Source organism: Aquabacter sp. DMC10 (assembly GCF_056314145.1).
In genome coordinates this window covers 752,973-777,297 of sequence record NZ_JBQUYX010000002.1, presented here as the reverse complement: position 1 = coordinate 777,297, position 24,325 = coordinate 752,973, and the positions used below count along the sequence as shown (strand labels likewise).

At 65.0% G+C, this 24,325-nt stretch carries 23 protein-coding genes; 16 read left to right on the top strand and 7 right to left on the bottom strand.

The annotated features are described in order from the left end of the window. Nucleotides 1-7 precede the first annotated feature (7 nt). From ACT54L_RS08330 to lgt, 4 genes are all read right to left on the bottom strand, one after another. On the bottom strand, nt 8-685 hold the full coding sequence (locus ACT54L_RS08330) for a hypothetical protein (protein WP_476085072.1): 678 nt from the start codon (nt 683-685) through the stop codon (nt 8-10). Nucleotides 686-820: 135 nt separating this feature from the next. Further along, nucleotides 821-1,588: a peptidoglycan editing factor PgeF gene (gene pgeF / locus ACT54L_RS08325; protein ID WP_476085071.1), complete on the bottom strand. Its 768-nt coding sequence runs from the start codon at nt 1,586-1,588 to the stop codon at nt 821-823. After that, a complete protein-coding gene (locus ACT54L_RS08320; protein ID WP_476085070.1) occupies nt 1,585-2,718 on the bottom strand; it encodes a class I SAM-dependent methyltransferase in 1,134 nt (377 codons plus the stop codon). The genes pgeF and ACT54L_RS08320 overlap by 4 nt, the downstream gene beginning before the upstream one ends. After that, nucleotides 2,715-3,554: a prolipoprotein diacylglyceryl transferase gene (lgt, locus tag ACT54L_RS08315; protein ID WP_476085069.1), complete on the bottom strand. Its 840-nt coding sequence runs from the start codon at nt 3,552-3,554 to the stop codon at nt 2,715-2,717. Before lgt ends, ACT54L_RS08320 begins: the two co-directional genes overlap by 4 nt. Before the next feature lie 202 nt (nt 3,555-3,756). On the opposite strand from lgt, the gene ACT54L_RS08310 reads away from it, so the two are divergent. The 5 genes from ACT54L_RS08310 (at nt 3,757) to ACT54L_RS08290 (ending at nt 6,970) form a co-directional block, all read left to right on the top strand. Beyond that, nucleotides 3,757-4,029: an accessory factor UbiK family protein gene (locus tag ACT54L_RS08310; protein ID WP_476085068.1), complete on the top strand. Its 273-nt coding sequence runs from the start codon at nt 3,757-3,759 to the stop codon at nt 4,027-4,029. A 306-nt stretch (nt 4,030-4,335) separates the two neighbouring features. Then, nucleotides 4,336-4,842, top strand: a complete 507-nt coding sequence (locus ACT54L_RS08305) for a type III secretion system chaperone family protein (RefSeq protein ID WP_476085067.1) — start codon at nt 4,336-4,338, stop codon at nt 4,840-4,842. Nucleotides 4,843-4,908: 66 nt separating this feature from the next. Beyond that, complete coding sequence (gene proC, locus ACT54L_RS08300) at nt 4,909-5,745, top strand: pyrroline-5-carboxylate reductase (protein ID WP_476085065.1); 837 nt, start codon at nt 4,909-4,911, stop codon at nt 5,743-5,745. An 84-nt stretch (nt 5,746-5,829) separates the two neighbouring features. Then, nucleotides 5,830-6,489, top strand: coding sequence for a TetR/AcrR family transcriptional regulator (locus ACT54L_RS08295; protein WP_476085064.1), 660 nt, complete (start codon nt 5,830-5,832; stop codon nt 6,487-6,489). A gap of 127 nt (nt 6,490-6,616) precedes the next feature. After that, the gene (locus ACT54L_RS08290; protein ID WP_476085063.1) at nt 6,617-6,970 is read left to right on the top strand and encodes a tRNA-binding protein; all 354 of its coding nucleotides are present in this window, start codon (nt 6,617-6,619) and stop codon (nt 6,968-6,970) included. Between the two features lie 60 nt (nt 6,971-7,030). Here the strand turns inward: ACT54L_RS08290 and fae are convergent, their stop codons facing one another. Both fae and ACT54L_RS08280 read right to left on the bottom strand, forming a co-directional pair. Next, entirely contained in the window at nt 7,031-7,540 is a 510-nt protein-coding gene (gene fae / locus ACT54L_RS08285; RefSeq protein WP_476085062.1) for a formaldehyde-activating enzyme, read from the bottom strand. A gap of 236 nt (nt 7,541-7,776) precedes the next feature. Beyond that, nucleotides 7,777-9,012: a glycoside hydrolase family 2 TIM barrel-domain containing protein gene (locus ACT54L_RS08280; RefSeq protein WP_476085061.1), complete on the bottom strand. Its 1,236-nt coding sequence runs from the start codon at nt 9,010-9,012 to the stop codon at nt 7,777-7,779. Nucleotides 9,013-9,288: 276 nt separating this feature from the next. Between ACT54L_RS08280 and ACT54L_RS08275 the strand changes: the two genes are divergently transcribed. The 4 genes from ACT54L_RS08275 (at nt 9,289) to ACT54L_RS08260 (ending at nt 13,256) form a co-directional block, all read left to right on the top strand. Beyond that, nucleotides 9,289-10,197: a metallophosphoesterase family protein gene (locus ACT54L_RS08275; RefSeq protein WP_476085060.1), complete on the top strand. Its 909-nt coding sequence runs from the start codon at nt 9,289-9,291 to the stop codon at nt 10,195-10,197. Nucleotides 10,198-10,615: 418 nt separating this feature from the next. Continuing rightward, entirely contained in the window at nt 10,616-11,152 is a 537-nt protein-coding gene (locus tag ACT54L_RS08270) for a Spy/CpxP family protein refolding chaperone (protein ID WP_476085059.1), read from the top strand. A 234-nt stretch (nt 11,153-11,386) separates the two neighbouring features. Next, nucleotides 11,387-12,625 carry an MFS transporter gene (locus tag ACT54L_RS08265; protein WP_476085058.1) on the top strand — a complete coding sequence of 413 codons (1,239 nt, stop codon included), beginning with the start codon at nt 11,387-11,389 and terminating at the stop codon, nt 12,623-12,625. 169 nt (nt 12,626-12,794) lie between these two features. Continuing rightward, nucleotides 12,795-13,256 (top strand): hypothetical protein, encoded by a 462-nt coding sequence (locus ACT54L_RS08260; RefSeq protein ID WP_476085057.1) that lies wholly within the window; start codon nt 12,795-12,797, stop codon nt 13,254-13,256. A gap of 8 nt (nt 13,257-13,264) precedes the next feature. Here ACT54L_RS08260 and ACT54L_RS08255 read toward each other — a convergent pair whose 3' ends face one another. Continuing rightward, nucleotides 13,265-14,182: a LysR family transcriptional regulator gene (locus tag ACT54L_RS08255; protein ID WP_476085056.1), complete on the bottom strand. Its 918-nt coding sequence runs from the start codon at nt 14,180-14,182 to the stop codon at nt 13,265-13,267. A gap of 770 nt (nt 14,183-14,952) precedes the next feature. Between ACT54L_RS08255 and ACT54L_RS08250 the strand changes: the two genes are divergently transcribed. From ACT54L_RS08250 to ACT54L_RS08220, 7 genes are all read left to right on the top strand, one after another. Beyond that, a complete protein-coding gene (locus tag ACT54L_RS08250) occupies nt 14,953-15,816 on the top strand; it encodes a hypothetical protein (protein WP_476085055.1) in 864 nt (287 codons plus the stop codon). Between the two features lie 54 nt (nt 15,817-15,870). Beyond that, nucleotides 15,871-18,276, top strand: a complete 2,406-nt coding sequence (locus tag ACT54L_RS08245) for a beta strand repeat-containing protein (protein ID WP_476085054.1) — start codon at nt 15,871-15,873, stop codon at nt 18,274-18,276. A gap of 57 nt (nt 18,277-18,333) precedes the next feature. Further along, a complete protein-coding gene (locus ACT54L_RS08240; protein ID WP_476085053.1) occupies nt 18,334-19,053 on the top strand; it encodes a SapC family protein in 720 nt (239 codons plus the stop codon). 75 nt (nt 19,054-19,128) lie between these two features. After that, on the top strand, nt 19,129-19,908 hold the full coding sequence (locus ACT54L_RS08235; protein ID WP_476085052.1) for a SapC family protein: 780 nt from the start codon (nt 19,129-19,131) through the stop codon (nt 19,906-19,908). Nucleotides 19,909-19,910: 2 nt separating this feature from the next. Continuing rightward, nucleotides 19,911-21,137, top strand: coding sequence for a glycosyltransferase (locus tag ACT54L_RS08230; protein WP_476085051.1), 1,227 nt, complete (start codon nt 19,911-19,913; stop codon nt 21,135-21,137). 95 nt (nt 21,138-21,232) lie between these two features. Continuing rightward, nucleotides 21,233-22,957 (top strand): type I secretion system permease/ATPase, encoded by a 1,725-nt coding sequence (locus tag ACT54L_RS08225; protein ID WP_476085050.1) that lies wholly within the window; start codon nt 21,233-21,235, stop codon nt 22,955-22,957. Then, nucleotides 22,957-24,276, top strand: coding sequence for an HlyD family type I secretion periplasmic adaptor subunit (locus ACT54L_RS08220; RefSeq protein ID WP_476085049.1), 1,320 nt, complete (start codon nt 22,957-22,959; stop codon nt 24,274-24,276). The genes ACT54L_RS08225 and ACT54L_RS08220 overlap by 1 nt, the downstream gene beginning before the upstream one ends. Nucleotides 24,277-24,325 lie beyond the last annotated feature (49 nt).

The window sequence follows — 24,325 nt, the reverse complement described above, 5'->3', positions numbered from 1 at the left end:
AGAAGCCTTAGCGCACCGCATAAGCGAGGGTGGTGGACGAGGCGATCTCGGCCACGGGGGGGCCATTGCCGTCGATGGGGGGGCCGCTCGGTGCGGCGGCCGGCGGCTCGGCCTCGGCGGGCGCGGCCGGGGAGGCCGCGGCTGCGGCGGGGGCCGCAGGGGTGGCGGTGGCGCGCGCCTGGCCCGAGGGGGCGGGAATGCCGATGGTTTCCGCCAGCGACGCCATGGACTTGCCGGCGATGCGATTGAGCATCTCCTCGTCGCAGGCCGCCCAGGCGTCGCCCTTCACGCGCTTGGTGACTTCCTCGCCGGTGATGCGGGCGACGCGCTGCTTGTCGGCGTCATAAATCTCCCAGGCATAGCTCACGGCGGTCTTGGATTTGTCCGAATGCACGGACAGGTAGCCCCGCACCCGGTAGGTGGACGTGTCCGTGCGGGACACCACCGGCACCTGCTGGGCCTGGGCTTCCGAGGTCAGCTCGGTCACCAGCTTCTCGAAGGTGGGCTTGGGCGGGCCATCGATGGAGTCGAAGGCCAGCGTCCGGTTGCCGGAGGACGCCATGGGGCTGCCGCCCGTTCCATCGGTCTGGCAGGCCGCAAGCGCAAGGCCGGAGAGAAGGACTGCGAGGCGGCTCGCGATCCGAAGCCGTTTCGCCCAACCCGTGCTGGCCGTCGCCCCGATCATGCGGTGGTCCCCGTCTGTGGTCTCGTCACAGGAGGGTTATCCGCAATCGGACGCGAGGTCCAGAAAAACGGTTAAAATGTCGTTAACGGGCGAATTCCCCGTGCGGCAGCAACCCGCTGGTGGCTTCTCTCTGCGTCACACGAGGGTAATGGCCGCCACCATGCGCCCGTAATCGGGCTCCTTGCGATGGGTGGATCGGCGGTAGCTGAAGAAGCGGGCCTCGTCGCCATAGGTGTCGAGGCCAAGGTCCTCCACCGCTCCCACCCCCGCCTCCCGCAGCCGGTGCGCGATGAAGCCGGGGAGGTCGAACAAGGCGTGTCCCGGCCGCTCGGCTGCGCGGAAAAAGCGGGAATGGGCGCGGTCCTCGTCCAGGAAGCGCGCGATGAAGTCGTCGCCCACCTCATAGCTGTCCTGGCGGATCAGCGGCCCGATGGCGGCCACCATGCGGCCCCGCTGCGCGCCCAGCTCCTCCATGCGTGCGACCGTCGCGGCCAGGACGCCTCCGAACGCGCCCTTCCATCCGGCATGGGCGGCGCCCACCACCCGGGCCACCGGATCGGCGAACAGCACCGGGCCGCAATCGGCCACCGTGATGGTCGCGCCGAGGCCCGCCACCGCGGTGACCACCGCGTCGGCCTGGGGGGCAGTGTCGCGGGTCCAGGGCGTCTGGAGGATGACGGCGGTGGCAGAGTGAACCTGCCAGCAGGCCACCAGGGCCTCCGGTGCAATGCCCAGCGCCATCGCCATCCGGGCGCGGTTCTCCTGGACATTGGCCAGGTCATCCCGGGATCCCATGCCCCCGTTCAGGCTGGCATAGAGCCCCTGGGACACGCCCCCTTGACGGGTGAAAAAGCCGTGCCGGATGCCGGGCAGACGGGAAAGGGAGGGGGCTTCGATTTTCATGGGGTCTCCGAAAAGGCTTCGGACGGGTCAAATCCGGGGGGCGCCTCGAAGGCGGGGCTGGTGACGCACAGCACCTTGAAAAGCGCGCCCATCTCTCCTTCGCCCGTCCCTGAAAGGCGGCGGTGTGCGGCATCGATGGCGACCCGCTGGGTGTCCGGCGCGTTGAACTTGAGGCGGTCCGCGCGGGCGGAAAGGCCGAGGCGCTCCAGGAAGACGCCCTGGGTGAGGGGGCCGAAGGGCCGCGCCCCCGCCGCACGGGCCGTGCGGGCGAGCGCGGCGAAATCCACATGGGCGGTGAGGTCCGCCTCGCCGGGCCTGGCCAGCGGATCGACGAAGCGGTGAGCCGAGAGGGCCTGAAGCGTGTCCCCGAAGGCGCTGCGGCTGTGGCCGTAATCGATGATGAGCGCCGCGCCTTCCCCGGAGGCGAGGCGTGCGGCGAGCGCCTCCATGGCCCCACTCTCCAGGTGCTCCAGCACGGCACCGGGCACATGCGGGGGCGGAAACAAGCGGGCGAAGGCCGCGGCCGCCGGCGAGGCGATGGGATCGACGCCGAAGGCGAGGGCTCCATCGGGGCCGATGCCCACCTTGCGCTCGTGCCAGCCATTGGCGCCGCGGACGAATTGAGCGATGGGTAGGGCGTCGAAGAACTCGTTAGCCAACACGATGGCGGGGCCGTCGGGGACATCCTCCAGGCGGTCGTGCCAGGTCACGCGGGCGCCGCTCGGGGCCAGCGCCTCTTCTTGCTTGCGGCGCAGGACCGGGCTGGTTTCCACCAGATGCACGTCCACGGCCGAAGTAAAGCCAGGCAGGATGCGTCCCGCCCGCAAGGCATCGGCCATCAGCGTGCCCCGGCCGGGGCCCAGCTCCACCAGGCGCACCACATCTGGCGCGTGCATGGCCTGCCAGACGGCAGCGGCCCACAAGCCCAGCAGTTCGCCGAACATCTGGCTGATTTCCGGCGCGGTGGTGAAGTCGCCCTTGGCGCCGAGCGGGTCGCGGGTCAGATAATAGCCATACACCGGGTGGCCGAGGCACAGGGCCATGTAGCGGCTCACCGGAAGCGGGCCTTCTTCAGCGATGAGCGCCCGGATTTCCTGCTCCAGCGGCGTCGCGTGCTCCGCCCGCGTCACTTTGCGGCCTCCGGTCCCGACCGGGGCGCTCCCTTCCGCAGGCTGTAGAGGACCAGCCCGACGCCGGCGAGCACCAGCGGGACGGAGAGGATCATGCCCATGGTGGTGCCGAAGGCGAGATAGCCGAGCTGTGGGTCCGGCTCGCGGAAGAATTCGCCGGTGATGCGCCCGAGCCCATAACCAATGCCAAAGATGCCCCCGGCCAGCCCGGGCCGCCGCAGCGCGCCGAGACGCACGGCGATAAGCATGATGACGAACAACAGGAGCCCTTCCAGCGCCGCCTCGTAAAGCTGGCTGGGATGGCGTGGCACATTGCCGCCGGTGGGAAAGATGATGGCCCACGGCGCGTCAGACGGCCGGCCCCACAATTCGCCATTGATGAAATTGGCCAGCCGCCCGAAGAACAGGCCGATGGGTGCCACCACGCCGGAGACATCCAGCAGCGAGGGCACCGCAATCCCCCGCGAGCGGGCGAACAGGATGAGCGCCACGATGGTGCCCGCCAGCCCGCCGTGGAACGACATGCCCCCCTTCCACACCATGAAGATCTCGGCGGGGTGCTGGAGGAAGTAGGGCAGATTGTAGAACAGCACATAGCCGATGCGCCCGCCCAGGATGACGCCCAGCGTCGCCCAGAACAGGTAATCGTCAATGTCCAGCGGCTTCATGGGCGAGCTCCCGCCCCAGAGCGCCGGGCGCGAGACCAGCCAGCGGGCCAGACGCCAGCCGATCAGCAGCCCGGCAATGTAGGCCAGGGCATACCAGCGGATGGCGAACGGGCCGATTTCAATGAGAACCGGGTCGAGGGCCGGAAATGGCAGCGCGAGCTGGATCATGGCGACCCCGTCTGGAACTGGTGGCCCGGCGTGGGCCGGAGCCAGGGCATGTGCCCGCCGGGAGCCGATCCGTCAAGGTGACGCGGGTGAGGATGGCGACGGTTCGCCTCTTGCGGCGGGAAGCCGGCATGCCCATTGTCTCCTCGAAAGCGGCCTGCTCTCCGAAAGCGGGTTGGCCGCGCGCATGTGACGGAGGCAAGCCATGACCCAGACCTCAGGCCGGATTTTCGACGAGATGGCCCGCCTCGTGAATGATGCCGCCGGCGTTGCCCAGGGTGTGCGTCGGGAAGCCGAGACGGTGATGCGCGGCCAGATGGAGCGCTTCCTGCGCGACATGGACCTGGTGAAGCGCGAGGAGTTCGAGGTGTTGAAGGACCTCGTGACGGCCACCCGCGAGGAGAATGAGCGGCTCTCCGCCAAGATTGCCGAGCTGGAGGCCCGTCTTTCCGTCCAGACCCCGCCCACGGGCGCCTGACGGCGGGGGACCGAGGTCCGGGCGTTGCCCGCAAGATACATTCCAGAGGAAAACAGTTTCCTCTCCCTATATGTCGTAGCGGTGTCGCGCTGCGTCGCGATATAGTGGGTAAGTGGCGATTCGGAGCCGGATCGTCGCGCTGTGCGCGACGGGGTGCAGCCTCGCCATGGCACATCGGGCCGGGGCCCATGGCGCCGGACGGTGGAGCCGCCGGTACGCCGCGTCGCGCAAATCCTGGCTGGCTTTGAGTGCCGTGTTGTGCCGCGTTCGACCCTCTCCGCGTTCCTCAAACCGCGAGGTCGAGGCATGTCTCTCATCGACATCGATATCGAAGCTGAAGCTCCGGCCAATCCCGTCGACCTGGTCGAGCGGCTCGCTGCCGTTCGTGACTGGGCCTTCGAGCGCTCCGACGAGGACGAGATCACGCTTTCGCTCACCAGCCGCTGGACGGACTGCCATGTCTCGTTCCAGTGGATGGACGAGATCGAGGCGCTGCATCTTGCTTGCGCCTTTGATTTCAAGGTGCCCGACGGCCGGCGCGCCGAGGTGCTGAAGCTTCTTGCGCTCGTCAACGAGCAGATGTGGCTCGGCCATTTCGACCTGTGGGCACAGGAAGGTGTCATCATGTTCCGCCACGCCCTGGTGCTGGCGGGTGGCGCGACGGCCAGCGACCGGCAGTGCGAGGCCATCGTTGATGCCGCCATGGACGCGGTGGAACGCTATTACCCCGCCTTCCAGTTCGTGGTCTGGGCCGGCAAGTCCGCGCGCGAGGCCATGGACACGGCGCTTTTCGATACCGTCGGAGAAGCTTAAGACTGGACGCACTCGGATTTGAGCGGGGCCGGCTTGCCCGGTCCCGCCGCCCATGAAGGTGTGCCCATGTCGGTAGATGTTCTGAAGCAGTTGCGTGGCCCCGTGGTGCTGGTGGGGGCCGGTAAGATGGGTGGCGCCATCCTGGAGGGGTGGCTGCGCAGTGGAATCGACCCCGAGCGGGTGGTCGCCCTAGACCCCAACATGTCGGACGAGATGGCCGCGAGCCTTTCGGCGCGCGGCGCCCTCGCCAATCCCGCCCTCGAAGCCTTTCCCGATCCTGCCATCATCCTGCTGGCGGTGAAGCCGCAGGTGGCGCCTGCCGTGCTCGCCACCGTGCGCGGCATCGTCAAGCCGGGCACGCTGGTGGTGTCCATCATGGCCGGCCGGACCATCGGATTTCTCCAGGAGGCGCTGCCGCGCGGGACGTCGGTGGTGCGCACCATTCCCAATACGCCTGCCAGCATCGGCCAGGGCATCACGGTCGCGGTGGCCAATCCCCATGTTGCGCCGGGTGACCGCGCGCTGGTGGGTGCCCTTCTCGCCGCCCTTGGCCCGGTGGAGTGGATCGAGGACGAGGAGCTGATGGATGCGGCCACGGCCGTCTCCGGCTCCGGCCCCGCTTATGCCTTCCTGCTCGCGGAGACCCTGGCCAAGGCCGGAGCCGCCGCCGGCCTTCCCGCCGATCTCGCCGACCGCCTCGCCCGGGCCACGGTTGCCGGGGCTGGCGCGCTGATTGCCCAATCGGGCATCGAGCCGGCCACATTGCGTGAGAATGTCACCTCGCCCGCCGGTACGACGGCGGCGGCCCTCTCGGTCCTCATGGACCCCGAGCGCGGCTTTGGTCCTCTGCTGACGGAAGCCGTCGCGGCCGCCACCCGGCGCTCGAAAGAACTGGGCGCCTGAGCGGTGCCATGGGCCACCGCCTCTTGAGGGGGGCGGTGGCCATCCACACATCGGGCCGATGGCCGCACGAACGGGAGGCTCATCATGGTGTCCGAAACCACACGCGCCGCGTGCCTGAACGCCTTCCTCGCCCTAGTGGCGGAAGGGACCTTCGAGCGCGTCTCCTTCGCGCAGATCGCCCAGCGGGCGGGGGTACCGCTCTCGCAGATGCGCGTCGGCTACGCGTCCACCTTCGATTTCCTGTTTGCTTTCGGCCGCAGCATCGACTTGGAGGTGCTCGCCGAAGGGGGGATCGCTGAAGAGATGGCGGAGGAGAGCGCCAAGGAGCGGCTTTTCGAGGTGCTGATGCGCCGCCTGGACGCCCTCGAACCGCACCGGGCTGCCGTCCGCTCTCTTCTTGCCTCGGCGCGGCGCAATCCGGCCTTGGCCGCTGCGCTGCTGAAAAGCGGCACCCGGTCGCAGCACTGGATGCTGGCGGCGGCCGGCATCGATTCGGCGGGGCTGGAGGGGGATGTGAAGGCTCATGGCCTGGCCGTGCTTTTCGCCCGTGTGGTGGAGGTGTGGCTCAAGGACGAGGACCCCGGCCTGTCCCGCACCATGGCCACCCTGGACCGCGAGCTGAGCAGCGGCGCAAAGCTGCTGGATATGCTGGATGACCTCGCCTACATCGCCTTGCCATGGCGGGTGCGGCGGGCCTCAGCCGCGATGTCCGCTCCGGGCGGGGACGCGGTCGAAGGCGCGTGAGCAGGCGCTCCCGGCTTACCGAGGGCGCGGGCTCTGCTACCCAAAGGAAAGGCATGGCGCTGATTCGCCGCCGCGCCGCCTGTCTCCCCCCTTTGTCGCCCGACCTTGCCGCCCGAGGAAAGAAGCCATGACCGCTGAGATCGCCAAGTCCATCAGCTTTGACGACTTCATGAAGGTGGACATTCGGGTCGGCACCATCATCGGCGCCGAACCCTTCCCCGAGGCTCGCAAGCCGGCCATCAAGCTGCGCATCGACTTCGGCCCCGAGATCGGGGTGAAAAAGTCCTCGGCCCAGATCACGGTCCATTATCAGCCGGACGACCTTGTGGGTCGCCAGGTGGCCGCGGTGGTGAATTTTCCCCCGCGCCAGATCGGCCCCTTCATGTCGGAAGTGCTCACCCTCGGCTTTCCCGACGCCGACGGCGCCGTCGTGTTGATCGGCCCCTCGCTGAAGGTGCCGGACGGCGGGCGCCTGTTTTGAAACGAAAGCGGCGGCCCCCCGGGGAGGGGGCCGCCGCACGTTTGGCAACAGGAAGCCAGTTCAGGACGCCGCGAAGGGGTGGTGCGCGGTCTTGGCCTTCTGCACCACGTCGGCGGCCTTCGGCTCGCCGGCCACCGCGCGGGCGATGGCTTCCTTGGTGGCCTTGTAGTTGAACTCCTGGATCTTGGCGTCGTCCGACGCCTCCCAGTGAATGAAGACGCCGACGCAGATGAAGATGTCGTCGGCCTCTTCGGCCGGAATGGTGCCGTCCTCGACGCTGTCGGTCACCGCCTTGGCCACCGCATATTGCGCCGGGCCGAACATCTGCACGGCCTGGCGGGCGTCCTTGATGGTGACCTTGTTGAACAGCACGGTGTTGGGCTTGGCGAGCAGGTTGGGTTCCACCACCGCCAGGAGGGTGGTGAAGCCGTCCTTGTTGTTGGTGAGGGCGTTGACGAAGGCGGTTTCCGCCGCCGAGCCCCGCGGGCCCATGATGAGGTCGATATGGGCGACTTCGTTGCCGTCGCCGACGAGGGATTCGCCGACCAGCAGCTTGTTGATCTTCGCCATGGGAGCATCCTCCATGAGATGGCTGCACGTTTGCAAGACACCGAGACGGAGCGCGTGCGCTCCTTCCTTGAAGCCGCACCTTTCGGCCCCGGAAAGGACCCGAAGGGGAGGGCTCCAGCCCCGGCTATCCTTGTTGACGGCGTTCGGCGGATGTCGAACCGGTTGGCCAGATAGCGTTTCGGCGGGCGGACTTTAGTGCCGGGCGCGGCCGGAGGGAAGCTGCGCGCCGCGCCGCCTTAATCGCGGACCTGGAACGGCACATTGCCCACGGCGGCCGCGCCGCGCCCGTCTCGCACGATCACGAACACCCGGTAGTTTCCCGGGGCAAGTCCCTGGATCCGAACCCCTGACGTCCCCGGCTCTCGGATCGCCTGGGGGAAGCTTGCCGGCACCGGCTCCGCATCCCCGCCGACCCCCTTCACATGGGTTTCGGCCATCACCTGCCATTCCACCTTCAGCGGGTCGCCATCGGGATCGGTGGCCTTCAGCTCGATGTCCAGAGACTGGGCGGCGGTGACGCTCGCCGGGCCACGGGAGTGAAGGGCAAGGATGCGCGGTGCCTTGTCGTCGCCGGGCGTATGACCGCCCCACGTCTCCGCCATCACCTGCACGGTCTCCGTCCATTCGCCGGTGGGCAGGAAAAGGCTGTGCCAGGTGGGGGTGACTTCCTGCTTCTGCCCCCAATAGAAGGGCAGGGCGCCGGTCCCGCTTTGCTTCAGCACCTGGAGATAGGACTTCACCTTGTCCGCCTTCTCGGTGCTGGTGGGCTCGATGGCCGCCCCCCAAGGCGTGGTGCCGGCCTGCCATTGGCCGAGGGCTCCCAGCTCGGTGATGACAATGGGCCCGGCCCAGCCCTGGCTGCGGGCGCGGCCCACCACCGTCAGCAGGCTGTCGCCATAGGCGTTGATGCCGAGCAGATCCACCGAGGGGGCCAACTGGCGTAGGGTGGACACCTTGTCCGTGCCCGTATCGGCCAGGACCGCCATCACCGGGTGCGAGGGGTCGATGATCTTGACGAGGCGGGCGGCTTCCTCGATGGCCGGCCAGACCGGGGCCGCCTGCGCCGGGGTGAGCTCGGTTTCCACCTCATTGCCCACGCTCCAGGCCAGGAGCGCCGGATGGCTGTGATAATGCTCCACCATGCGGCGCAGCTGGTCCAGCTGGGCCTCCACAGCGGTCCGATTGCCATAGTCGAAGCCCCGCCGGGGATGCTCCAGCCAGAAGCCGACAATGACTTTAAGCCCCACCCGCTGGGCGGCGTCGAGCACCGGGCCGGGATCCTCCCCATAGGTGCGGACCACGGTCGCGCCCACGCCCTTCAGTTCGGCAAGCCGCGTCTGTCCTGCGGCACCATTGGCAATGAAGGGGGCGCCGTCCACCCGCAATTCCGTACCGCGAACGCTGACCACGCTGGCCACGGCCGGGGCCGTCGCGAGGGCAAGCAGGAGGGTGGCGAAGGGCAAGGATCGCAAGGAAGGCTCCTGAGGCGTGGCAAGGGCGGGAAGAATGGACCCCGACGATGGTGTGATTGAGACCTTATAGCAGCGGCGGGGCGTCGCGGATCTCATGCGAAGGTCATATTTGGTTGGCGGCACGGCGCTATAGGCGGGCAGGATCGTGGCCGCCTGCGCGTTGCGGTTTCCTCCCGCAGGCCCGCGCCCTTATACAGGGCCGCAGTGTCGCGTCGCAGTCGGGTGTGAACCCGGCGCCCATCCGCGCGTTTAGGGCCAGAGCCAGAAGGGGCACCCGTGGAACCATTCGTGCTTGCCCACCTTTCCGATCCCCATCTCGGTCCCATTCCTGAGGCGCGGCTGTCCGAACTCCTGGGCAAGCGGTTCTTCGGGATGATGAACTGGATCGGCGCACGGCGGCGCAATTTCGGCGCGTCCACCCTGACGCCCCTGTTGAACGACCTGCGGACCCAGCAGGTCGACCATATCGCCGTGACGGGCGACCTGGTGAATGTGAGTCTTCCGGCGGAGTTCGATACGGGGGCGACCTTCCTGTCTTCCCTCGGTGCCCCGCGGGACGTGACGGTCATCCCCGGCAATCACGACACTTATGTGCGCTCGGCCTTGACCTATCACCTGGAACATTGGGCCCCCTTCCTGTCGGGGGACGACACCCATCCCAACACGCCCCTGGATGTCGAGGCCTTCCCGTTCGTGCGGCGTCGGGGACCCATCGCGTTGGTGGGGGTGTCCACGGCCATACCCACCGCCGTCTTCCTGGCGAGCGGGAAGGTGGGGCGCAAGCAGCGGGAGCGCCTGCGGGCCATCCTGCAGCGCCTGAAGGAAGAGGGCCTGTTCCGGGTGGTGCTCATCCATCATCCCCCGGTGGGCGATCGTCCCTTCCATCGGGACCTGCGTGACGCAGCGGCTGTGCGTGAGGTGCTGGCGGAAGCGGGGGCCGAGTTGGTGCTCCATGGCCACGACCACCGGGCGTCGATGGGTTCCATCCCCGCCGCTGGGCACGACATTCCCGTTGTGGGCGTGCCGTCAGCCTCCGCAGGCCCGGAGGATGGGAGAGGACCGGGTCGCTACAATATCTATCGGATCACCGGCACCTCTGGCGACTGGCATTGCGAGATGGAAAGCCGGGGATATGAGTCCGGCGACACTCAGGTCTGTCCCCGCGAGAGCCATCGGCTGTTCTAGCGGCGGTTCCGTCTGCCTCATTTCCAGGCACGTAGTCCGGCGCCCTCGGCTTGGGCCCGGCGCTCCAACGCGCGAGCGCGCCGATGACCTGCCTCGGTTCGCGGGTTGCGGGCGGCGCACCTTGGCAAGTTTATGGCGGCCAGTGGGCGATTGAGCGTGATCGCCGGGTGTCAATGAACCCATGCTCCGGTGCGCTCGTGTCGCAAATGATCGTAAACAATATCCTGACCTAAGCAGATTAATGGAAATGTGTTGATTTTCTGTTCGTCGGTTTCCGAATGTAACCGCTGCCGCATAGAAATTCAGAAGCGGAAGCTTTGGCTGTGCATCGCTAGGTGGTACATAAATTACATATGTTTAAGTTGAGCCGCGTTCGAGTGTCCCGCATCCTCATGCCATCATCATCGGAGGATGAGACATGAAGAAGGCCATCATCGCCGCCACCACCGCCGCTCTCTTGGCGGGTTCCGTCGCTACCTATGCCGCCAACCCCGGCCCCGGTCCGGCAGGCGGGCCGGCCGGCGGTCCTCCGGCGGCGGGGGAGCAGGCCCAGTGGAAGCTGAGCCCCGCCGATCGCGCCGCCTTGACGGATGCGCGCATCGCCGCCCTCAAGACGGGGCTGAAGCTCACGCCGGATCAGGAAAAGCTCTGGCCCGCAGTGGAGCAGGCGCTCCGCACCACCGCCACCGACGCCGCCGCGCGCCGGGCCGAGTGGCAGAAGGCCCGCGCGGACAATGCCAAGCCCGACGCCATCGAGCGCCTGCGCGTCCAGGCGGACCTGATGACCTCCCGCGCCGGCGACTTGAAGAAGATCGCGGACGCGGCCGAGCCCCTCTACAACACGCTGGACGACGGGCAGAAGCACCGGCTCCAGATCCTCCTGCGGGAAGATCTCACGCCCGGGCGCTTCATGCATCATCCCGGTCAGGGCCCCGGCGCGCCCCGGCGGGGCTGATCGGATCGCATGAGGTCGGCCCGCCACCCTCGGGTGGCGGGTCCCTCGACCCCAAGGTTGCTCAATACCTCAACGGTAGGAAGCGGCTGGAACGAGGAGGGCCCGCGCGGCCCTTCCCGGTGCATGCATGAGAAATCGTCATGTATGACGTGACGAAGATTGATTTTTTACAGCGGCTTCGTGTGCCTTATGCTGTCCGGGAAAAGAGGGCCACCCCTCTCCCGAGGACACATCATGACCGCCGCTTCTTCCTCTCGCGCGCCCGTGGCGCGCGCCTCCACATGGCTGATCGTCGTCGCAGGCTGTCTGATCGCCATGCTGACGTTCGGCCCCCGTTCCACCGCAGGCTTCTTCCTGCTGCCCATGTCCAGCCAGTTCGGCTGGGGGCGCGATGTCTTCGGCCTTGCGCTCGCGCTTCAGAACCTGCTGTGGGGCCTTGGCTCGCCTTTCGCCGGTGCCATTGCCGATCGGTTCGGCACGGTGAAGGTGCTGTGCGCCGGCGCCATCGTCTATGCCTCCGGCCTTGCCTTGATGTCGATGGCCATCACGCCCGGCCTCTTGCATTTGAGCGCGGGCGTCATGGTCGGATTTGGCCTCTCCGCCTGCTCCTTCAACCTGGTGCTGGCCGCCTTCGGCAAGCTGCTGCCCGACCGCTGGCGCTCGCTGGGTTTCGGCGCGGGGACGGCGGCGGGCTCCTTCGGCCAGTTTCTCTTCCCGCCGCTCGCCACCGGTCTGATCGGATCGGTGGGCTGGCAGGAGACGCTGGTCATTTTCGCGGTCGTGCTGCTGCTGGTCATTCCACTCTCATTCGCCCTGGCGACGCGCGGAACGGCCACCACGACCTCCGCCAGCGCTCCCACCCAGTCCCTGGGATCAGCCCTGAGCGAGGCATTCGGGCATCCAAGCTATGTCTTCCTGGTGCTCGGCTTCTTCACCTGCGGCTTCCAGCTCGCCTTCGTCACCGTGCACATGCCGGCCTATCTGGCTGACAATGGCATCACCCCGGCCGTGGGCGGCACGACGCTGGCCCTGATCGGCTTGTTCAACATTGTCGGCTCCATCAGCGCCGGGGCGCTCGCCGCGCGCTTTTCCCGCAAATGGATGCTGGCGCTGATCTATGCCGCCCGCGGCATCACCATCGCCGTGTTCGTGCTGGTGCCCATCTCGCCCATGAGCTGCTTCGTCTTCGGAGCCGCCATTGGCCTTCTCTGGCTGTCGACGGTGCCTCCGACCTCGGGCCTGGTGATGCTCATGTTCGGCACCCGCTATATGGCGATGCTTTATGGCTTCGCGTTCTTCAGCCACCAGGTGGGCGGCTTCCTCGGCGTCTATCTCGGCGGGATCCTGTACGAGATGACGGGCTCATACAGCGTGGTGTGGTGGTTGTCGGTGGCCTTGTCCTTCGCGTCTGCCGCAATCAACCTCCCCATCCGGGAACGTCCAGTGGTGCGCCCGGCGGTTGCGGCCGCCTGACCGCTTCGTGTCCTGGAAGGCGCGACACATGCGCCACAGGAACCGGGAAAGCGACGGCGGGCAGAGCGTTGCCCGCCGAAGCACCTTGCCCCGCGGGGACGGCCGTTGCATCGTATTTGTTAACCAAAGCGCTGTATCACGGTCTCACAACCATCGTTTCACGGTCCCCATGCGAAGCACTCTCCTTGCGGCAGCCGGATTCGCCTTCATCGGGATGGGGGCAGCCCAGGCGCAGTCTCTCAATCCCGAACAGGCCAAGGCGTTCGTCGTCGGGCGAACCTTCACCTTCACCTGCTTCGAGGGGACGACCGGCGCAGGCCGGATCTTCTCCGACGGCTCGGTGGCGGGCACCATCACCATGCGCGCCCAGGGGCAGACGCGCTTCGTCCGCCTGCCGCCCAATTCGGTGCGGGTGCGCGGGGAGAATGTCTGCGGGTTCGTGGAGGGGATGACCTTCGAGCCCTGCTTTGAAGTGGTGAAGACCAGCGCGTCCACGTTCCGCGGCAATCTGGCGGGGGTGGAGACCATGTGGTGCGAGTTCACCCGCCTCGGCGCCGATACGCCGAAGGTGGCGAGCCGCCGCAAGCCGCGCCCTGCTGATGCGGTCGCCCAGGAGACCTCCGCGGAATAAGTGGCATATTACTCGCCGGTGACCCCGGTGGGGGTCTCTTCCCGACCTTCGATCAATCCCCGTCGACGCGACAGCTCCCGGCCCATGTGGTCCATGAAGGACCGCACGCGGGCCGTGCTCTTGATATCGGGATGGGTGACGAGCCAGAGGCTGGCCTCCATGTCGGGGAGCGGCCCCGCCAGGCGCGCGAGGCCGGGTGTCGCGGCGCCGATAAAGCAGGGAAGGACAGCCAGCCCGATGCCGGCCGCGGCCGCCTCTGCCAGCCCCAGCACCGTATTGACCTTGTAGACCACCCGATCCTCACCCGCGCGCTCCCGCAGCCACTTTGCCGCCCGCAGAGAGGCCAGATTCTCCGCAAAGCCGAGCCAGTCGTGTCGCCGAAGATCGGCGGGATCGAAGGTGCCGCCGGCAAGAGCATCCATCCGCCCATAGATCCCCCACGCGATGCCGGCGATCCGCCGCCCCACCAGCGTGTCGCCGGGGCGGTCGCTCGCCCTAATGGCCACGTCGGCATCGCGCTTGGAGAGGCTCAGCGATTGGTTGGACACAACCACGTCGAGCCGAATTTCCGGATAAGCCCTGCGAAAGGATGCAAACACCGGCGTCATCAGGTGGATCAAAAGGGTGTCGTTGGTGGTGACGCGCAGCTCCCCGGACGGGCGCAGGTCGCGCCCTGTGATGTGCCGCTCCACGGAAAGGATGTCCTCGGCCATGCGATCGGCCAGCCGCACCATTTCCTCGCCGGTGGCGGTGGGCACGTAGCCGCTCCGGGCGCGCTCGAAAATCCGCGTCCCAAGGCTCGCCTCCAGCGTGCCGAGCCGCCGGAAAACCGTCGAATGGTTGATCCCGAGCAGATCGGCGGCCCCGGCCAGGGATCGCGTAGAAGCAATCGCCTGGACCAGCCGGAAGTCATCCCACGCGATCATGGCTAACTTGCACCTCTGCAAAGATTGGTGGAAATTCTGGAGACTTTATTGCCCCAAATGCAACCCGTGCAAGCCCCCCTTTTGAAAATGGCGGCTGGTGGCGCGGTTTTCTCTCATGCCCCATCAGGGCGCTGTTGGGCGCTCCTGGCGCTCCAAGAGCTGCCTCTAGAACCGTCCACCGCACTCGCTCCAAAATGGCGCGGACCCACCTTCGATCCATCCATATCCAAAGGTGCATTGCGGTAGATATACGTCATTGCGGATGCGGCCTTGAAAGAAAAGGCAAGCTGAAGTTGTCTCTTTAGGGGCGACCTAACAACCGGCGGGCCTGCATGTCTAAGCTGGCGCATCTGACCGATGAACGAGGAGCGGAACGCCGCTGATGGCGGCGGCTACTCCCTATAAGTAAATCGAGTTTGAGAGTTAGTCGGAACAATACCCGATGCGTCTTACAATGACGGCTTAAAGACATTGAAATGGGTGGGTCGTCTCTAAGTAATTTCGAAACATGAACGCGTGTTAATTAAGATTGATGGGTTTGTAAGCCGTTGCATCTGAGCAACGCTCGCGAACATCCTGCTATGGGTGTGCGGTATTTTGGTAGCCCCACCTGCCCATATAGCGGTACCTGACGACGCAGTACCAATTAAAGGCAAATTCAGTGGTATCAAAAAACCGCAATCGCTTCTTTTTAGGCGCATCGCGGATTGACGCAATGCACTAAAATCAACATAAACTTGGTCCACAACGGAATGAGTGAGGGGGCTGGGGTGGTCGAGTCGGGAGATGCGCGCGTATCGGAGCTTACCGTAGAGGCCGGCCTCTACGTGATCCGCTACGTCTCAGCGCCCCCCTCGGGCGAAGCGCCGGTGGTTCAAGTTGAACCCGATTGGCGCTCCTCCGGTTCCGTGGAGATTGTTTCCGATCCGCGCCAGCGCGCCGGTCTTCTGGTGGGGCCTGGGTCTGCAGTGGTGGTGCGGTCGACTGGGGAAGGGCGCATCGTGATGACGGCGCGCCCGCGTTATCCTGGTGGTTCCGTCGAAGCGCGCCTCCAGCTGGAGGCGCTGGTGACGGCACCCCCTGGCGGGGTGTCGGAGGGCGAAGTGAGCCGCGGGCGCCCTGCGCCTGTGACCGCCTCCATGGGGGTGGAGGATGGGTTTGCTCTGACCGGGCATCTCTCGCGTCGCGGAGATGTTCAGGTGGGTTCGGGTCAGTGGCTCGGCGGTCCCCGCCAGCCGCTTCCGATCGAGGGGCTGCAGGTCGCGCGCCTGCCGCGCGGGGTGGATCTGGAATATCAGGTGCTGGTCGGGACCCGTCCCGCTCAGTGGTCCCCTTGGATGCGCGCCGGAGAGTTTGCCGGCACGCGGGGGAAGGCCTTGTCGCTGCTGGGTGTCCGGTTGCGATTGGGGGGCGAGGCCGCTGCGAGGATCAGGGCTGAGGCTCTGTTTCTGGGAGCGCCTGTGGTGTCCCGCACGGGGCGCCAAGTGGAATTTATCGGTGTGTCCGAGCGGGATCCCCTGGTGGGGCTTTCTCTGGCCATCGACGTCGCCGAGGACGCGGGGCGAGCAGAGCCTCGGCGCGTGGCTCCGGAAGGGGCCGGTCGTGTGAGGGTGTTTCGGGCGGGTGCCCTCTGATTGAAATGCATCGGTTTTTGACGCTCGTGAGCGGGCGAAGGGTGAGGGATTGTCATGGCTCTTTATGATTTGACGAGCGCACAGCTCTCCAACGGTGATCCCGCTGAGGGATTCCCGGGCCTGACCAATCTGGGCATGTCCGAGGCAGAGCAGACACAGATCATCTCGGCGCTCCAGGCGGCGGGCGTCTATAGCGTCACGGACCCGAACCTGACCGCTTCGGTCAATGTCAAGGCCGAGGTGCAGAACGACACGACGGTGGGTAACGCGTCGGATGCGCTGATCTACACCGATACGGCGGGCGTCACCGTCAACATCGTGAATTCCGGCACGGGCGGCGGCATCATCGCCACCAGCAACGGCAACGATTATCTGGCCAGCTACGGCGCGGACAACGTCCTGATCGGCGGCGCGGGCAACGACACTGTCGTGGCCGGCAACGCGGGGGATCTGACCGGCCAATATGCCGGCTTCGCGGAAGATGCGCGGGGCAATACCGTCTATGGCGGCGAGGGCAATGACCTCGTGGCCTCTGTGGCCGCTCAGCTTGCCTTCAACCCGTCGTCCAATGGCGGCGATTACAACGTGCTCCACGGCGACGCCGGCAACGACGACGTCTACACTTACTATTCCGGCAGCATCCTCTATGGCGATGCCGGTGATGACACGGTTAGCGCGGCTTTTGTTATCAATCCCGGTCAGGCTGCGGGCGACACGCTCTATGGCGGCGACGGAAACGACATTCTGCGCGGCGCCTGGGGGCAGACTTGGCACGTCATCAACGGCGTGACGGTGTCCGGTGGCGCGGTCATTTACGGCGATGCCGGCAATGACACCTATCAGGGTCAGGCGTTCGGCTTCGATACGGTCTATGGCGGCGCTGACAACGATACGCTGATCGCCTCGGTGGGCAGCAACGTTCTGTATGGCGATGCTGGCGCCGACACGCTCTATGGCGGTCTCGACACGGTCTCCGGCCGCGTGGACACCCTGTATGGTGGCGACGGAAACGACACGCTCATCAGCCGCGTGACGCACGCTGTGATGTATGGTGGCGTCGGCGCCGACACCATTTCTGGTGCCAGCGGTGCGGACACCCTCTACGGCGGTGACGGTAACGACCAGCTGTGGGTCTCCTTCGGCAACAACGTTCTTTATGGCGATGCCGGTGTCGACATCATCACCGGCAGCCTGACGGCGGGTGGCATTGACACCCTGTACGGCGGCGATGGCGACGATCTGCTGTCGACCCGTGGTGCCTCCGGCCTCCTGTACGGCGACGCCGGCAATGACCAGGTTGTGGGTGCCAGCGGTTCGGACACCCTCTATGGCGGCATCGGAAACGACAGTGTCTGGGTGAGCAGCGGAAGCAACCTGCTGCATGGCGATGCCGGGACCGACTTCATCCGCACCGGTACCGTGTTCGCCGCTGGCAATGTGGACACGGTCTATGGCGGCGCGGACGGGGATAACATCGCGTCCAACGCAAACGGCACGCACGCCTTGATCTACGGCGACGCCGGTGCCGACACGATCGTCGGCGCTAGCGGGCAGGACACGCTGTACGGTGGTGACGACAACGACCAGATTTGGACCAATACCGGATCGAACGTTCTCTACGGCGACGGTGGTAACGACAGCATTTCGGCCGGCACGGACAGCAGCAGCGTTGATACGATCTACGGCGGCCTGGGCCAGGACTTCATCACTACCAAGGCGCTTGGGACGCATGCCCTCGCATATGGTGGCGACGGTAATGATCAGTTGGCCGGCAATAGCGGTGCGGACACGTTGCATGGCGATGCCGGTGACGACGTCCTGTGGGTGAATGGCGGCTCCAACCTGCTGTATGGCGAAGCGGGCAATGACCAGCTCTATGCCTCGCTCGGCTCCACCGGTGGTGGCGTTGACACGCTGTATGGTGGCGACGGCTTCGATACCATGGTTGCCAACTCCACGCTGAACAGTGTTCTCGCTTATGGTGGCGGTGATGCCGACTCCATGATTGGCGGTGCCTCAAACGCCACCATGTATGGCGGCGATGGCAACGACAACATCTGGTCGACCGTTGCCGGAAACCACGTGTTCTACGGCGATGCCGGAAACGACAGCTTGGTTGTCAACGGCGGCAACAACACCCTGTATGGCGGTGAGGGGAACGACCAGATGTTCGTGTTCGCCACCGGCAACACGTCCATGTACGGCGGCGACGGCAACGATGGCTTCACCATCACCGTCAAGGGCGGCTCCGGCTCGGTTGACGGCGGCGCCGGCTCTGACGGCTTGTGGTTCAAGGCGTACAACCTCGCTGATGTCCAGTCGCACACCGAGGCAGCGGGTGTTACCACCATCACCTTCATCGATGGTGCGGTGTACACGGTCAGCAATGTGGAAGTGGGCAACTTCGGTGTCACAGGCGCCGACTCGGTCAACTTCAGCACCTGGTCGACGCCGACCTGAGTTTGACGCCCCGGGGAGACCCGGGGCGTTCTCCGTTTGGGTGGGTCATCACGACACATGGATGGCGCGTTTTATATCCGCCCCTTGCCGCTTACGGGCCATGTGGGCCGCAGGCGCATATTTTCTCCGCACTCCTATCCCGCCGGTCGAAATCTCCAGATCGTCCCCGTGGTGCACATGGAGGCATTGGATTTGGCCGCTTGGTTTCCTCTTGTCTGGACCCGTCATCGCGGACCGCTGGACCTCGTGGTCCTGCGCTCCTTTCTCCCCGACGGCGCCGGACATCCCCATGGGTCACCTCGGATCCCGGCTTCCGTTCCCCTCATCCTTAAGGCCTATCCGGTGGTCGTCGATCCCAGCCAAGTGGGGGGCGACATCAAGGTGGACGATGTTGTCGCAGACGAGCCGACCGACGTCGGGGCCACGCTGCTCACAGAACGGGGCCACCCCAGCCGGGCGCTTGAAGAGCGCCTGGGCGCCATGCACCGTTTCGTGTCTGCCCATGCGGTCACCGGTCAGATGGGAAATCATTTGGCCGAGGCCGGCCTCTTGCAGCCGTGGGATCTGAGTTTTGCGGCGGAAGCCGGCCTCGGCCCTTACCCCGAGTTTCTGGTGGTGCGTCCGGACTCCTTTGAAACCGATTCCTTCGTGAGTTTCGCCCGCGCCTTCGGTGCTGCCGGTCTGCGCCTCCTGAGCGCTCATGCCATCTCGCTTTACCGGGCCGGGATTTTGTATCAGCGTGCACGCCAGGATCTGTCGCGCACCGCGGCCGCCTGACGGGATCGACCAGTGAGCGCTGACGAGCTTGGCCTTCGGCCACTGCGCAAGGATGAGCGGACCCCCTGGTCCAAGGTGTCCCGCTTTCCCTTCCTGGACCAGCTGGAACGAGTCCCGCTGAGCGACGGAGAACTGCTTCAGACCTCCCACTATCTGCCTATCCTGATTGAGCGGCGCGGCGGCATCCTGGATGTGGTCGGCGGCCTCGCCTCGCGCATTCAACGCCAGCCGCTTGTGGATGGGGAATATCGCTGGCTTCGATTCTACCAGCCGCTCCAGCTCAAGTGTCTCCCCTTCGTTCTGGCTCTTCCCGTCCTGTCTCCGCAGGAGCAATTGCGCATTGCCGTGAGCGATGTGCTCCTGAGCCAGGCGACTGGCGAGACGAACGAGATGTTTGACGAGGCGGGGGGGCCGAGCAAGGCTCTCTCGGAGGCCGTCGCTCTGCTGAAGCGCCTCCAGGTGGGCATCTGCAAGCTGCGCGAGGCCGCCGAGCTGCTTTACCTCGCCGACCTCCTGATGCCCATTGACGTGACCTTTCGCGACGGGGGCGAGCTTCTGGTTGTGGACGCGGACAAACTGTCGCGCTTCACCTCCGGCCGGACCATCCCCCTGGTCCGGGGAGGCCTGCTGGCGAGCCAGTTGCTTTTCGCGATGTTGTTCTCGCGCCGCATGTTGTCTGCCTCCGTCGGCCTGTCCGCGCATCGTTCTGCAGATCCGGAGCCCGCCCAGCCGGCCGCGGTCCCCAAGCTTCAGGATCAGCTGGCGGCCATGTTTTCGGGCTTGGAGAACCTGGATTTTGCCATGGATGAGAGCGATCTCGTTCCGATCGAACCTCTCAGCGAAGAGCGTGACTGACGGTGCCAACGGTTCTCTTCATCCATAACAACTTTCCGGCCCAGTATCGGCATCTGGCGGCGACGCTGGCCAACCGACCGGGCTACCGTGTGGTGGCCTTCGGCTCGCCGACGGCCCGGAACATGCCCGGCATCAAGCTGCTGCGCTATCCCTGGTCCAATGAGCCCGAGAGCGAGGGTCATAATTTCGGGCGCCGGTTCAATTCCGAATGCCGCCGCGCCGAAGAGATCATGTATCTTGCTTCGCAGCTCCAGGACGAGGGCATCAAGCCCGACGTGATCTTCGTGCATCCCGGCTGGGGGGAAGGCTTGCCGCTGCGGCCTCTGTTTCCCGCAGCGAAGATCATCGCCTTCTGTGAGTTCTATTACCATCCCGTCGGCAAGGATGTGGGGTTCGACGAAGAGTTCCTGCGCTTTGGCCTTGATGGGCAAGTGCGCGTCCATCTGCGCAACGCCACCATGGCCATGGCATTGGCGGATGCGGACCTTGGGATCGCGCCGACCGAATGGCAACGCAGCCTGTTCCCTCCCATCTTCCAGCAGAACATCGAGGTCGTTCATGACGGCATTGATGTCGATGTGGTCCGGCCCAATCCGGATGCGACCTTGACCTTGCCGGATGGCCGGACGGTTCGGGCGGGGGACAAGGTGGTCACCTATGTGGCCCGCAACCTGGAACCCTACCGTGGCTTCCATGTCTTCATGCGGGCGCTGCCGCGGGTCCTGGCGGCCCATCCTGACGCGCAGGTGGTGGTCGTCGGTGGATCGGACGTCTCCTATGGCGCCCGCCCCGAGGATGGGGGGAATTGGCGGGACATCTTTGTTCGCGAGGTTGAAGGGCAGGTGGACCTGTCGCGGGTGCATTTCCTCGGCGTGGTGCCGCGCCCGACGTTCCTTGATGTCCTTCAGGTCTCGGCGGCGCACATCTATCTCACCTATCCCTTTGTTCTATCGTGGTCCTTGACCGAGGCCATGGCTGCCGAGTGCCTCATCATCGGCTCCGACACCCCCCCGGTCCGTGAGGCCATCGCCCACGGACAGACGGGATTGCTGGTCCCCTTCTTCGAGCCCGGCCTGCTGGCGGAAACCGTCATCCGTGCGCTCGATCGCCCGGACCTGTTTTGGCATATGAAACGGGCGGCGCGCGAAGTTGTTGTCCGCCGGTATTCCGTTGGGAGATGTGTGGCCCGGCAGATCGACCTGATGGAATCGTTGCTGGCGCAGCGCTGAACGTTCGGGCGCTTATTCTCTTTCTGCCGCAGCGCGCGCATTGTGCTATTGTCGCAGTGCGGTATCGCTCGAAAATCCAAGGTTGGACTTGACGCATGAAATCCATCACCTCTCCGACGCTTCTCGCGATCCGGGATCTGGCGCCGGCGTACGGAGGGTTGTTGGCGCTCAGTTCCGTGCTGCCCCTCCTGTTTTTGGCAGGGCCATTTTATGGCTGGCAGATTATGCGCCGCGTTCAGCACAGTCACAATGTGAATACGATGCTGGTGCTGGCGGTCATCTGCTCGTTCCTGCTTCTCATGGCCGTGCTCATTGACTATGTGCGGACCAAGTCTTTGCAGCGTCTGGGCATTCAGATCGACGTTCGCTTGAGCAAGAAGTTTTTTGACAGTCTTTATCGCGAGGATGCCGGCGCACGAGTCTCCGCTGCAAGCATCGCGGACCTGAATTTCGTCCGGGAGTTCCTTTCCGGCGGGGTCGTGATGGCTCTGATGGATGCGGTCTGGTCCCCGCTTCTCATTTTGGTGCTTGGCATCATTCATTGGGTGTATGGTTTAATTGCCTTCTTTGTTCTGGCGGTGATCGGTGCCCTGATCCTCCTTGAACAGTCAGTCGTGAACAAGGACAGCGCCCGGTTCCGCGAGGCCCAACACGCCGAGCATAGCTACGGAAACGCAGCAACTCGGGTGCTTGAGAGCGCGCGGGCCATGGGCATGTTGCCTGCGATCCGCATGAAATGGAGTCGTCTCCACATGGCCATGCTTGGATGGCGCTATGCGGCACACCAGCGTGCTGATGTGATCGTTGCGCTTTCCCGCTTCGTCCATCTCATGATTTATATCGTGCTTATCACGTTTGCGACGTTCCTGTACTTTGCAGGCGAGGTTAGTGGTACGGGAATGCTTGTCGCTGTCATGATCCTGATGCGGGCGGTAGGTCCGGTTGAAGGTTTGATCCGGAACTGGGAGCGGATTTCCGCCTTCGGTCCGGCCCGCGAACGCCTTGATGCTGTCATTGCGGGGCAGGATCATGTGCAGCGCATGTCCCTTCCTGCGCCTGCCGGCCCGCTGGTGGTTTCGAGAGTGTGGGGGGCGGCCCCGAACTCGGAAAAGGTGATCATCAACGACGTGTCCTTTGCGGTGTCTCCGGGGCGGGTCCTGGCGGTGGTTGGGCCGAGTGGCGCGGGCAAGTCCTGCCTGGCGCGCCTGCTGGTCAATGTCTGGACCCCACGGCGCGGCACCGTCACTTTGGGAGATAGTGACTTCACCCACTGGAATGCCGACGAACTTGGCCGCTACGTGGGCTATGTACCTCAAGACATTGAGTTCATGCCCGGCACGGTCGGTGAGAATATTGCCCGGCTTGATCCAGAAATGGCCCAGCGTTCCGATCTGATCGTGGCCGCCGTCGAATTGGCGGGAATCCAGGACTTGGTGCGGACGCTGCCCGAAGGTTACAACACGCGGATCGGAACCGGCGGGTTTGTCCTGTCCGGCGGCCAAAGGCAGCGCCTTGCCCTCGCGCGTGCCGTGTTCGGAGATCCCCACCTGGTGGTGATGGACGAGCCCAATGCCCACCTGGATGCCAGCGGTGAAAAGGCCTTGGGAGATGCGATCCTGCGTCTGAGATCGCAGGGCAAGGTTGTCATCATCATCACCCATCGCATGAGCCTGCTGGCCTTTTGCGATGATCTTCTGGTGCTCAATGGCGGTGCGGTCCAGGCATTTGGTGAGCGAGACCAGATCGTCAATCGTCTCCCGCGCCTGAAGGCGCAACCTAACCTTACCGTCATTGGCGGCAGTGCGGAGGGGCGTGAGTGATGAACGACGATCTTCTTATCGAACATGCACCAATCGCACCTGGTGATTGGAAGTCTGTTCTGTCTTACGGCTATGCCATCATGGTCTTTACCGTGGTCGTGACCTTCACCTGGGCTGCCGTTGCTCGGATAGATGGCGCAGTGCTGGCGCCTGGCGTGGTGTCTGTTTCTTCCAACCGTAAGGAGATTCAGCACTTCGAAGGCGGCATCGTACGGGAGATTCTCGTGCGCGACGGGAGCGTCGTAAAGAAGGGCGATGTGCTTCTGCGGCTCGATCCGACCCGCAGTCTGGCGGCCGCCGAAACCTATGAGAAGCAACTCGCCCAGGCACTTGCCCAGGAAGCGCGCCTGGACGCGCAGCGATCCTTGGCCAAGCAGGTGACTTTTCCCGACAAGGTCACGAGCTTGGCGTCCGATCCACAGGTGGCCGCAGCCATCAGTGACAACAAGCGTCAGTTCGAAAGCCGCTTGGCCACGCTCCAGAGTTCTCTGGATGTCATCGATGCCCAGCTCAGTCAGGCGCAGAAGCAGATCGAGCAGGCGGCGATCACCAAGAAGACATCTGAAGACCAGCTTGTGACGGTGAAGAGCGAGTTAGAGGGGGTGATGACCCTCTACAAAAAAGGCTTTGTGGCCTTGCCACGGGTTACGGCCTTGCAACGCCAAGAATCTGGCCTTCAAGGCGCCATTGACGGTGCCGTGGTGTCGATCTCCCAAGCGGAAGACAAGGTCAAGGAATTGACCGCCACTGCAGACCAATTGCGCAAGGCCTATGTTCAAGAAGCGGCTGCGGCCCTTCCAGACGTGCGCAAGAACATTGGAGATCTCACCCAGCAGATTATCGTGGCCCGGGACAGTCTCAAGCGCGTTGATATTACGGCCCCTGTGTCTGGCTCTGTTCAGTCCATGAAGGTCTTTACTTTAGGGGGCGTGGTTCGCCCCGGCGATGTCATCATGGAAATCGTTCCATCGTCCGACGTCCTGGTGCTCCGCGCCAGGGTTGACCCGATGGATGTGGACCGTGTCCGCTCGGGAGAGGACGTGGACATCCAGTTCAGCCAGTTCCGGGAATTCAAGAGCGAGATGATCAAAGGCAAGCTGGAGACGCTGTCCCAGGACGTGATCGAGGACAAGGATCGGGGGCCCTATTATGCCGCGGAGGTCTCCGTCGACCGGTCAACGATCATACCGGAACTCAGGGATCGCATCATTCCCGGCATGCAGGCTACGGTGTTCATGCCAACTGGGGAGCGCACGGCCTTGCAGTTCCTGATTGCGCCCGTGGTGGATCGTTTCACCGCCTCCATGAGAGACCGTTGAAGCCTGTCATCTCCCATATGGGATACGGACGGGGGAGCGAGAGCTGCCC